Annotated in this window: 11 protein-coding genes; 8 read left to right on the forward strand and 3 right to left on the reverse strand. The window is 69.3% G+C overall.

Annotated features, from left to right (window positions below; genetic code table 11):
* The first annotated feature begins 81 nt into the window (after positions 1-81).
* The 3 genes from ACKTT0_RS03055 to ACKTT0_RS03065 all read left to right on the forward strand — a co-directional run bounded on the left by ACKTT0_RS03055 (position 82) and on the right by ACKTT0_RS03065 (position 2,643).
* A complete protein-coding gene (locus ACKTT0_RS03055) occupies positions 82-243 on the forward strand; it encodes a hypothetical protein (protein ID WP_407852501.1) in 162 nt (53 codons plus the stop codon).
* Positions 244-264: 21 nt separating this feature from the next.
* Positions 265-1,581: a YXWGXW repeat-containing protein gene (locus tag ACKTT0_RS03060; protein ID WP_407848010.1), complete on the forward strand. Its 1,317-nt coding sequence runs from the start codon at positions 265-267 to the stop codon at positions 1,579-1,581.
* A 159-nt stretch (positions 1,582-1,740) separates the two neighbouring features.
* Positions 1,741-2,643: a LysR family transcriptional regulator gene (locus tag ACKTT0_RS03065; protein WP_407848012.1), complete on the forward strand. Its 903-nt coding sequence runs from the start codon at positions 1,741-1,743 to the stop codon at positions 2,641-2,643.
* A 1-nt stretch (position 2,644) separates the two neighbouring features.
* On the opposite strand, the gene ACKTT0_RS03070 is transcribed toward ACKTT0_RS03065, so the two are convergent.
* The 3 genes from ACKTT0_RS03070 to ACKTT0_RS03080 form a co-directional block, all read right to left on the reverse strand.
* Entirely contained in the window at positions 2,645-3,622 is a 978-nt protein-coding gene (locus ACKTT0_RS03070) for a Bug family tripartite tricarboxylate transporter substrate binding protein (RefSeq protein WP_407848014.1), read from the reverse strand.
* Between the two features lie 110 nt (positions 3,623-3,732).
* Positions 3,733-4,656, reverse strand: coding sequence for an NAD(P)-dependent oxidoreductase (locus ACKTT0_RS03075; protein WP_407848016.1), 924 nt, complete (start codon positions 4,654-4,656; stop codon positions 3,733-3,735).
* A complete protein-coding gene (locus ACKTT0_RS03080; protein ID WP_407848018.1) occupies positions 4,653-5,066 on the reverse strand; it encodes a carboxymuconolactone decarboxylase family protein in 414 nt (137 codons plus the stop codon). Before ACKTT0_RS03080 ends, ACKTT0_RS03075 begins: the two co-directional genes overlap by 4 nt.
* 174 nt (positions 5,067-5,240) lie before the next feature.
* Between ACKTT0_RS03080 and ACKTT0_RS03085 the strand changes: the two genes are divergently transcribed.
* From ACKTT0_RS03085 to ACKTT0_RS03105, 5 genes are read left to right on the forward strand one after another with little or no spacing between them, the layout of a single operon-like run.
* Positions 5,241-6,455, forward strand: coding sequence for an ABC transporter substrate-binding protein (locus tag ACKTT0_RS03085; RefSeq protein ID WP_407848020.1), 1,215 nt, complete (start codon positions 5,241-5,243; stop codon positions 6,453-6,455).
* Between the two features lie 9 nt (positions 6,456-6,464).
* Positions 6,465-7,325, forward strand: a complete 861-nt coding sequence (locus tag ACKTT0_RS03090; RefSeq protein ID WP_407848022.1) for a branched-chain amino acid ABC transporter permease — start codon at positions 6,465-6,467, stop codon at positions 7,323-7,325.
* Positions 7,325-8,308 carry a branched-chain amino acid ABC transporter permease gene (locus ACKTT0_RS03095; protein ID WP_407848024.1) on the forward strand — a complete coding sequence of 328 codons (984 nt, stop codon included), beginning with the start codon at positions 7,325-7,327 and terminating at the stop codon, positions 8,306-8,308. Before ACKTT0_RS03090 ends, ACKTT0_RS03095 begins: the two co-directional genes overlap by 1 nt.
* Positions 8,301-9,041, forward strand: a complete 741-nt coding sequence (locus ACKTT0_RS03100; RefSeq protein ID WP_407848026.1) for an ABC transporter ATP-binding protein — start codon at positions 8,301-8,303, stop codon at positions 9,039-9,041. Before ACKTT0_RS03095 ends, ACKTT0_RS03100 begins: the two co-directional genes overlap by 8 nt.
* Complete coding sequence (locus tag ACKTT0_RS03105) at positions 9,038-9,751, forward strand: ABC transporter ATP-binding protein (protein ID WP_407848028.1); 714 nt, start codon at positions 9,038-9,040, stop codon at positions 9,749-9,751. Before ACKTT0_RS03100 ends, ACKTT0_RS03105 begins: the two co-directional genes overlap by 4 nt.
* The last annotated feature ends 13 nt before the right edge of the window (positions 9,752-9,764 follow it).

Consider the following 9,764-nt stretch of genomic DNA (forward strand, 5'->3'; position numbering starts at 1 on the left):
GACCGAACTCGCCGCTAAGCTCTGTGCCTAAATTGGCATGAGCGCGCGGCCTTCGCCGCGCCACCGATGGGAGTCGCCATCATGAGAACCTTCGTCGCGCTGCTGGCTGTCGCCGCCACCCTCGCCGGGTGCGTGGTCGTCCCCGCCCGCCCGGCCCATTACCACCATCGCGGCGGGGACGTGTATGTGCGGCCCGCGCCGCCGGTCTATTACTACCCGGCGCCGTACTACTACGGATACTGACTTCCCATCCGGGAGACCATCATGAACCTGCTCAAGAATCTGTCCGCCGGCATGCTGATCGCCGGCGCCCTGGCGGCGGCCACGATCGCGCCGCTGCCGGCCAGCGCGGATGTCGCCATCCGCATCGGCATCAACGCCTGGAATTCGCCCCCGCCGCCGCTGCCGGAGTATGGGCAACCGATGATCCCGGGTCCCGGCTATATCTGGACGCCCGGCTACTGGGCCATCAACCCGTCGGGCTATTACTGGGTGCCGGGCGCCTGGGTCATGCCGCCTTACGTCGGCGCCCTGTGGACCCCGGGATACTGGGCTTACGCCGGCAATGTCTATCGCTGGCATCCCGGCTACTGGAGCCGCCGCGTCGGCTACTACGGCGGCATCAACTACGGCTACGGCTATATAGGCATCGGCTACGCGGGCGGCTACTGGGACCGCGACCGCTTCTACTACAACCGCGAAGTCAACCACATCAACGTCACCCGGGTCACCAACGTCTACAGCCGCAAGGTGGTGGTCAACCACGTCGACAACCGCCGCATCAGCTACAACGGCGGCCGCGACGGCATCCGGCACCGCCCCACGCGCGAAGAACAGGAGGCGATGCGCCATCGCCACACTCCGCCGACCCGCGTGCAGCAGGACCATCGCCGCGAGGCCGCGCGGGACCGCGACCAGTTCGCCGATCGCAACCAGGGCCGGCCGCCGCGCATGACGGTCGACGACGAGCGCCGCCATGACCAGGCGCAGCGCCACGAACGGCAGCAGCGCGCCGAGGCCGACCGGCGCGATGCCGCCACGCGCGAGCAGCGCCAGCAGGCCGAGCGCCGGCAACAGGAACGGGCGCGCGACCAGCGCCAGGACGCTGAACGGCGCCAACAAGCGGCCGACCGGCAGCAGCGCGAACAACAGCAACAGTTGCGAAGCCAGCAAGAAGCCTCGCAACGGCAGCAACAGCGGGCGCAGCAGCAGGCGGGGCAGCGTCGGCAGGAGCAGGCGCAACAGCGGCAAGCCATGGAACGCCAGCGCCAGCAGCAGCAAGCGCAACAGCGGCAATCGATGGAACGCCAGCGCCAGCAGCAACAAGCACAGCAGCGACAATCCATGGAACGCCAGCGCCAGCAGCAACAAGCACAGCAGCGACAATCCATGGAACGCCAGCGCCAGCAGCAACAAGCACAGCAGCGACAATCCATGGAACGCCAGCGCCAGCAGCAGGCGCAGCAGCGGCAGTCCATGGAGCGCCAGCGCCAGCAGCATGCCCAGCGCACGGAGCGCGGTCCCCAGGGGCCGCGCCAGGACGGGGGTGGCCACGGCCGGGGCGGCGGACGCGACCACTGACGGCTCGCGGTGCAAGCTGGCTGCGCCGGCCAGGCTCGGCGCGGGTAATCGACGATAATCGCGACAAGCAGTCGATCGGCGCGCTGGCGGACCGCGATCCGCCGGCGCGCCGCCTCCATGGCTGCGCCACGACCGAACCCGCACCGCAAGGACCACGCAGTGAACAAGGACGTAGACAGGCTACGGGACATGGCCCTGTTCGCCGAAATCGCCAAGGCCGGCACCTTCACCAAGGCCGCGGAAATCCTCGGCATGCCCACTTCCACGCTGTCGCGCCGCATTTCCGATTTCGAGGACAGCATCGGGGTGCGGCTGCTGCACCGGACCACCCGGCGCATCACCCTCACGGAAGTCGGCGCCCGTTATCTGCAGCAGATCGACGAGATCATCCAGCAGGCCCATGCCATCAACGAAGAACTCGACAGCGAAATGTCGAGTCCGGCCGGCCCGCTGCGGGTCAGCATGCCGGCCGACTTCGGCGCCTATTTCGCCGATGCGCATTTCCGGGAATTCCACTCCGCGTATCCGGATATCCGCTTCGAGTTCTTCATGACCTCGGTGCTGCCCGACCTGATGGTCGAGCCATACGACGCCAGCATCCTGCTGGGCGATCCGCCGGCGGAATCGCGCTTGATCGCCCGGCGGCTCGGCACGGTGCGCCAGAACCTCTACGCTTCGCCGGCCTATCTCGAGCGGCACCCTGCGCCCGCCACGCCCAGCCAGCTGGCCGACCACCAGTGCCTGCTGATGCCGGGCGCAGATCCCGGCGAAGCCTGGACCCTGCGCAACGGCGCCGAGACCGCGCGCATCCAGCCGCGCCCCCTGCTCAGCGCCAACAGCCAGCCGGTGCTCAAGCAACTGGTGGTGGACGGCGTCGGCATCGGGCAGCTCAGCCGCACCTTTGCCGCCGCGCTGGCGGACGCCGGCAAGATCGTGCGCGTGCTGCCCGATTGGGAACTGCAGCCGCGGGCGCTGTATGTCCTGACCGCGACGCGCCTGCTGCCGGCCCGGGTGCGCGTGTTCGTCGAGTTCCTGCTGGCAAAGATCCAGCCGCTCGATTGAATCAATTGACTGGCACGCCGGCCTGTTCGATCAGCGCGGCGAAGCGCGGCACGTCGCGCTCCAGCAGGGCCTGCAGGGCGGCCGAACCCTGGTCGCGCGGCGCCGGCGCCTGGGCGGCCAGTTTTTCCAGCGACGCCTGCACGTCGGGATCGCGCAGCGCCGCCGCCAGCGCCTGCTCCAGGCGCCGCACCGCGGGCGCCGGCGTGCCGGCCGGCGCCGCGATCGCGTTCCAGACATTCAGGTCGAAGTCGGGCACGCCGCCTTCCGCGAATGTGGGCACATCGGGCAGTTGAGGCAGGCGGGCCGGGCTGGCCACCGCCAGCGCGATCACCCGGCCGGCCTGGTGCAGGGGAATCATGGTGACGGTCTGGTCGATGACGGCGTCGACCGTGCCGGCCATCAGGTCCGCGATGGCCGGCCCCGCGCCGCGATAAGGTACCTGCGTGGCCTTCGTCTTGGTGACATGCTCGAAGTACACCGCGGCGATATGGCTGGTCGAGCCCGATCCGGCATTGCCGAAGTTGACCGCGTCGCCTTCCTGCCGCAGGCGCTGCACGAAGTCCTCCAGCGTCGAGATGCCGCTGGCCTTGCTGGCCGACAGCACCATGGGCACCGTGGCCACCAGGCCGATGCCGATCATGTCGCGGCGCGGGTCGAAATTGGCCTTCGGATAGAGCGAGGGCGCGATGGCCAGCGAGCCCATGTTGCCGAAGGTCAGCGTGTAGCCGTCCGCCGCGGCGCGGAGCACGCGCTGGTTGCCGATCATGGTGCCGCCGCCGCCCAGGTTCTCTACCACCACGGTCTGCCCCAGGTCCTTGCCCATGGCCTGCGCGACGATGCGCGCCAGGCCGTCGGTAGAGCCGCCTGCCGCGTACGGCACCACCATGGAAATCGGCCGCGACGGGAAAGTGTCGGCCCGTGCGCCGGTGGCGGCCAGGCCCAGGCAGGCGGCCAGCGCCGCCACGATAATCTTGTTCATGTCTGCTCCTCGTTTGGTCCGGGCGACAGCCCGCCCGCCGCGCCGCTGCGGGCGGCGGATGATGATGGTGGTGGAGGCGGGACCGCCGCGCCGGGCGGCGGCCCGCCGCGTCAGTGGTCGCGCGCGGCGGCCAGTTCGACCCCCGCCAGCTGCTCGCACAGGCGCGCCACGGCGGTGTGGTCCTGCCCCTTGCCCAGGCTCTTGCCCGCGGCTGCCCACAGCTCGTGGCACAGCGCGGCAAACGGCGTCGGCGTGCCGGTGTCGGCGGCGATGCCCAGCGCGATGCCCAGGTCCTTGACCATGAGATCCAGGCCGAAGCCCGAATTGAACTGGCGCGACAACACGAACTGCTTGAACTTCTTCTGCGTCGAGTTGTTCATGCCGGTGGACGCGTTGAGCACATCGACGATCACCGCCGGATCCAGGCCGAACTGCTGGCCGATCAGCATCGCCTCCACGCCGATCAGGAACCCGCCGGCCGACACCAGGTTGTTGAGCGCCTTCATGGCGTGGGCGCTGCCGACCGCGCCGGTGTGCAGGATCGACGTGCCCATGGCCGCCAGCACCGGCCGCACCCGTTCCAGGGTGGCGGCCGGGCCGCCGAACATGATGGCCAGCTCGCCGGTGCGCGCGCGCGGCACGCCGCCCGACACCGGCGCATCGGCCAGCTCGCCGCCGGCCGCGGCGACCGCCGCCGCCAGGCGCTGGGTATGCGCCGGCACGCCCGAACTCATCTCGATGACCACGCTGCCCGGACGCAGCCCGGCCAGCACGCCGTCCTGGCCCTGCAGCACCTGTTCGACGATGGCGCTGGTCGGCAGCATGGTGATGATCAGCTCGCAGCTTTCGGCCAGGGCCCGGCAACTGGCGGCCGCCGTGCCGCCAACCTCGGCGGCGAAGCGCGCCGCCTGGCCCGGGGCCGCGTCATGGACCTGCACCGCGTGGCCAGCCTGCACCAGGCGCGCCGCCATGGGCCAGCCCATGCTGCCGACGCCGACCACGCCGACGCGCAGGGAAACCGGGCCGGCGCTCATTTGGCCGCCTCCTTGAACGCGCCCTCTTCTTCCAGCACCTGGTTGGCCACCTTGAACGCGTCGAGGCCGGCCGGGATGCCGCAGTAGACCGTGGCCTGCAGCAGAATTTCCTTGATCTCCTCGACCGTGACGCCGTTATTGAGCGCGCCCTTGACGTGCAGGCGGACTTCGGCCGGACGGTTGAGCGCGGTGAGCATGGCCAGGTTGAGCATGCTGCGGGTCTTCTTTTCCAGGCCCGGCCGGCCCCAGGCGTAGCCCCAGCACCATTCGGTGGTGATGCGCTGGAACGCCATCATGAAGTCGTTGGCGCGCGCCAGCGAGCCGTCCACATACTCGGCGCCCAGCACTTCGCGGCGCAAGGACAGGCCCTGGTCGAACAGGGCCTGGGTTTCGGATTGCACATCTGCCATGGTTTCCTCCCGGTTGGATAGATGAATGCCGCCCGTCGCAGCGGCGTGGTGAATCTCCATTTCGCTAGATTGTCATACAATCATCTTGACAGTCAATAATACGATCAGAATAATCTGTCCCCAGCACCGGCGCGCAACAGCCGGGCGCCCGCGAACAAAACACGGAGACAAACCATGCAGAAATCTTCCCCAGCAGGCCTGCGCCCGGGGCGCAGGGAATTCGTCATGGCCATGGGCGCCGCCGCGCTCGGCGCGGCGCTGCCCGGGCGGGCCGGCGCGGCAGAGGAAATCGCGGTCGGCGTGGTCCTGCCCCTGTCGGGCGCCAATGCGCAGTTCGGCATCAACTCGCGCCAGGGCCTGGAACTGGCCGCCGACGAGATCAACGCCGCCGGCGGCATCAAGGCGCTGGGCGGCGCCCGGCTGAAGCTGATCGTCGCCGATTCCACCTCGCAGCCCACCAGCGCGGCCACGGTGGCGCAGCGCCTCATCACCCAAAACCGCTGCGTCGCGCTCATCGGCGCCTACGCCTCCTCGCTCACGCTGGCGGTATCCGAGGTCACCGAACGGCGCGGCATCCCGCTGCTGACCATGTCGTTCTCCGACATGCTGACCGAGCGCGGTTTCAAGCACATCTACCAGGTGGTGTCCAAAGGATCGGTGCTCGGCAAGGCCCAGTACGACTATGCCGCGGCCGTGGTGGCCGGCGCCGACCGGATCAAGAAAATCGCCATCCTGTACGAAGACACCGCCTACGGCACCTCGCAAGCGGTCGGCATCCGCGACGCGGCGCGCGCGGCCGGGGCCGAAGTGGTGCTGGACGAGGCCTACCCGCTGGGCATCACCGACGTCACCCCGCTCATCAACAAGCTGCGGGCTTCCGACGCGCAGATCGTGTTCCCGGTCTCGTACCTGAACGACAGCCTGCTCATCATCCGCGTGATGCGCCAGCAGCAGATCACGCTGCCGGTGGTGGGCGGCGCCGCCGGCTACGTGATCCCGGATTTCGCCAAGGCGCTCGGCCAATACGCGCAGGCGGTGCTGTCGATCGCCCCGGCCAACTACGACCAGAAGCCGGAATACACCGAACGCTACCGCAAGCGCTTCGGCACCTTCATGCCGCACGAGGCGCTGGAGCACGCCGTCTGCCTGGGCGTGCTGGCCGGCGCGCTGGAAGCAGCCGGCTCGGCCAAGCAGGACGCCCTGTCGCAGGCGCTGCGCTCGCACACCTTCGACCAGGGCTGGGCGGGCGTCATGTCGGGCGGCGGCGTGAAATTCGACGCCAAGGGCCTGAACACGCTGGCCCGGCCCGTCATGGTGCAGTGGCAGGACAACGAGCTGGTATCGGTATGGCCCGAAGCGCTCGCCAAAGGCAAGCTGATCTCCGCCTAGGAGGCGACCATGCAATTCCTGCAAGCCCTGGTGGACGGCATCCTGCTGGGCGGCGTGTACGCGGTCATATCGATCGGCCTCACGCTGGTCTTCGGCGTGGTCTCGATCGTCAACTTCGCCCAGGGAGAATTCCTGATGCTGGGCATGTTCGTCGCGTACTTCGCCTGGAAGCTGCTCGGCCTGGACCCGCTGGCCGGCTCGCTGCTGTCCTTCGCGACGGCCTTCGTGCTGGGCGTCGGCGTACAGCGCTGGCTGATCGAACGGGTGCTGCAGGCGCCGGCGGTGGCGCAGATCTTCCTGACGGTCGGCCTGCTGATCGTCATGGAAAACCTGGCCCTGATCCTGTTCGGCTCCGAGTTCCGCTCGGTGCAGACGCCCTACCAGATGACCGCCCTGAAGCTCGGACCGCTGCTGTTCAGCGCGCCGTACCTGTTCGCCTTCGTGGTGGCCGCGGTGGCGGCGCTGGCGCTCTGGTGGGTGCTCAAGCATACGTGGTGGGGCATGGCCGTGCGCGCCACGGCGCAGGACCCGATGGCGGCCCGCCTGTCGGGCGTCTCCACGCGCCGCGTGCACCAGCTCGCGTTCGGGCTGGGCGTGGGGCTGACCGCGCTGGGCGGCGGCATCATCCTGCCGTACTTGACGGCCTCCACCACCATCGGCGCGCAGTTCAGCGTGCTGATGTTCACGGCGGTGGTGCTGGGCGGCCTCGGCAGCGTGCTGGGCGCCGTGGTCGGCGGCATTGCGGTGGGCGTGATCCAGTCGCTGTCCGCGCTGGCGCTGCCCGTGCAGTTGCAGAACCTGGTGCTGTTCGCGGTGTTCATCCTGGTGCTGGCCATCAAGCCCGAAGGCCTGTTGAAGAGGGCAAGCTGATGCGCGCGAACCGGACCCGACGCTCCCTGCCCTGGCTGGCGCTGCTGGCGCTGGCCCTGGCCGCGCCCTGGTGCTTCGAAGATCAGGGCTATGGCATCCGCGTGCTGACCCTGGTGCTGCTGTTCGCCGCGATGGCGCAGGCCTGGAACATCGTCGGCGGCCTGGCCAACCAGATCTCGCTGGGCCACGCCGCGTTCTTCGGCCTGGGCGCGTACACCTCCACCCTGCTGCTGATGCGCCTGGGCATCTCGCCCTGGCTGGGCATGCTGGCCGCCATGGCAGTGGCGGCCGTCGCCGGCGCGCTGCTCAGCCTGCCCACCATGCGGCTGCGCGGCCACTACTTCGCCCTGGCCACCCTGGCGTTCGGCGAGGTGATGCGCGCCATCGCCAACACCTGGGCTTCGCTCACCGGCGGCCCGGTAGGCATCTCGGTGCCCTATTCGGACGGCAGCTTCGTGCTGATGCAATTCAAGTCCAGCATTCCCTATTACTACCTGATGCTGGGCGCGGTGACGGTCGCCACGCTGGTGTTCGCCGCCATCAGCCGCTCGCGCCTGGGCTACCGGCTGCGCGCGGTCAAGGCCAATCCGCAGGCGGCCGAAGTCATCGGCGTCGATACGGTGCGCACCCGCATCCTGGCGGCCGTGATCTCGGCGGCCCTGATGGGCGCGTGCGGCACGCTGTACGCGCAGTTCATTTTCTTCTTCGATCCGGATACGGTGTTCTCGCTGGCCGGCATCTCCGTGCGGGTGGCGCTCATCTGCATCGTCGGCGGCATCGGCACCGTGGCCGGCCCGCTGGTCGGCGCCCTGCTCATCATCCCGCTGGAAGAACTGTTCAACGACTGGCTGTCCGGCCAGAGCGCCGGGGTCTCGCAACTGGCCTACGGCCTCATCCTGGTGGCCATCATCCTGCTCGAGCCGCGCGGGCTGATGGCGCTGTGGCAGCGCGTGCGGCAACTGGGCGGAGGCCGCCATGCCTGACATACTCGCAGTCGAAGGCGCCAGCCGGCGCTTCGGCGGATTGAAGGCGGTCGACGCGGTGTCGTTCCGCGTGGCCCGGGGCGACATCCTGGGCCTGATCGGTCCCAACGGCGCGGGCAAAACCACGCTCTTCAATCTGCTGGTCGGCCTGTACAAGCCCCACGCGGGCCGCATCATGCTGGCCGGGCAGGACATCACCGGCTGGCGGCCGAACCGCATCGCGGCCTGCGGCATGACCAAGACCTTCCAGAACGTCGCGCTGTTTCCCGAGATGACCGTGCTGGACAACGTGCTGGTGGGCGGCATCCTGCGCCATGGCGTGCCGCAAGCGCGCCGCCTGGCCGCCGACAACCTGGCGCGCGTGGGCCTGTCGGCCATCGCCGCCAAGCCCGCCGGCGAATTGTCGTTTCCCGAGCAGGCGCGCGTGGAGCTGGCGCGGGCGCTCTGCACCGCGCCCAAGGTGCTGCTGCTGGACGAAGTCATGGCCGCGCTCAACGACACCGAAATGGATGCCCTGCTGGACCTGATCCGCGCGCTGCGCGACGAATCCGGCATCACCTTCGTGGTGGTCGAGCATCACATGCGCGCCATCATGCGCTTGTGCAACCGCATCCTGGTGCTGTCCTTCGGCCAGAAGATCGCCGAGGGCAGCCCGGCCGCGATCGCCGCCGACCCGGCCGTCGTCGAGGCCTACCTGGGCAAATCGCTCGACCACCTGGAGGTACCGGCATGAACCTGCTGCAGATCGAAGGCCTGACCGCCCGCTATGATCGCAGCCCGGTGCTGCATGGGGTGGACCTGAGCGTGCCGGCCGGCGGTTTCGTCGCGGTGGTCGGCGCCAACACGGCCGGCAAGAGCACGCTGCTGCGCTGCATATCCGGGCTGCTGGACAAGGTCGAGGGGCGCATCCGCTTCGACGGCCAGGACCTGCTCCGGCGCGCGCCGCACCAGGTGCCGGAACTCGGCATCGCCCACGTGCCCGAAGGGCGCCACGTGTTCCCGGAAATGACGGTGGAAGAAAACCTGTACCTGGGCGGCTACGTGCGGCGCCGCCAGGCAGGGGCGCTGCGGGCCAGTTGCGAGCGCGTCTACACGCTGTTCCCGCGCCTGCGCGAGCGCCGCCGCCAGGCCGCCGGCACCTTGTCCGGCGGCGAACAGCAGATGGTGGCGTTCGGCCGCGCGCTCATGCTCGAGCCGCGCCTGCTGCTGCTGGACGAGCCCAGCCATGGCCTGGCGCCCAAGGTCGTGGAGGAGCTGCACCAGGCCATGCTGGACATCCATTCCGGCGGGCTGGCCATCCTGCTGGTCGAGCAGAACACCCGCCTGGCCCTGTCGGTGGCGCGCGATGCCTACGTGCTGCAATCGGGCCGCGTGGTGCTGTCCGGCCCCAGCGCCGAGCTGCTCGACGACAGCCGGGTGCGCGCGGCCTACCTGGGAATCTAGGACGGAAAGAGCC

The sequence above is a fragment of the Bordetella saccharivorans genome, from assembly GCF_045862855.1.
In the GTDB taxonomy this organism is placed as follows: domain Bacteria; phylum Pseudomonadota; class Gammaproteobacteria; order Burkholderiales; family Burkholderiaceae_B; genus Bordetella_A; species Bordetella_A petrii_F.

Bases quoted from the DNA above. Each gene is read 5' to 3' on its own strand.
- ACKTT0_RS03105 (WP_407848028.1), top strand. From the start codon at position 9,038: ATGAACCTGCTGCAGATCGAAGGCCTGACCGCCCGCTATGATCGCAGC.
- ACKTT0_RS03075 (WP_407848016.1), bottom strand. From the start codon at position 4,656: ATGAGCGCCGGCCCGGTTTCCCTGCGCGTCGGCGTGGTCGGCGTCGGC.
- ACKTT0_RS03070 (WP_407848014.1), bottom strand. From the start codon at position 3,622: ATGAACAAGATTATCGTGGCGGCGCTGGCCGCCTGCCTGGGCCTGGCC.
- ACKTT0_RS03095 (WP_407848024.1), top strand. From the start codon at position 7,325: ATGCGCGCGAACCGGACCCGACGCTCCCTGCCCTGGCTGGCGCTGCTG.
- ACKTT0_RS03060 (WP_407848010.1), top strand. From the start codon at position 265: ATGAACCTGCTCAAGAATCTGTCCGCCGGCATGCTGATCGCCGGCGCC.
- ACKTT0_RS03055 (WP_407852501.1), top strand. From the start codon at position 82: ATGAGAACCTTCGTCGCGCTGCTGGCTGTCGCCGCCACCCTCGCCGGG.
- ACKTT0_RS03090 (WP_407848022.1), top strand. From the start codon at position 6,465: ATGCAATTCCTGCAAGCCCTGGTGGACGGCATCCTGCTGGGCGGCGTG.
- ACKTT0_RS03100 (WP_407848026.1), top strand. From the start codon at position 8,301: ATGCCTGACATACTCGCAGTCGAAGGCGCCAGCCGGCGCTTCGGCGGA.
- ACKTT0_RS03080 (WP_407848018.1), bottom strand. From the start codon at position 5,066: ATGGCAGATGTGCAATCCGAAACCCAGGCCCTGTTCGACCAGGGCCTG.
- ACKTT0_RS03085 (WP_407848020.1), top strand. From the start codon at position 5,241: ATGCAGAAATCTTCCCCAGCAGGCCTGCGCCCGGGGCGCAGGGAATTC.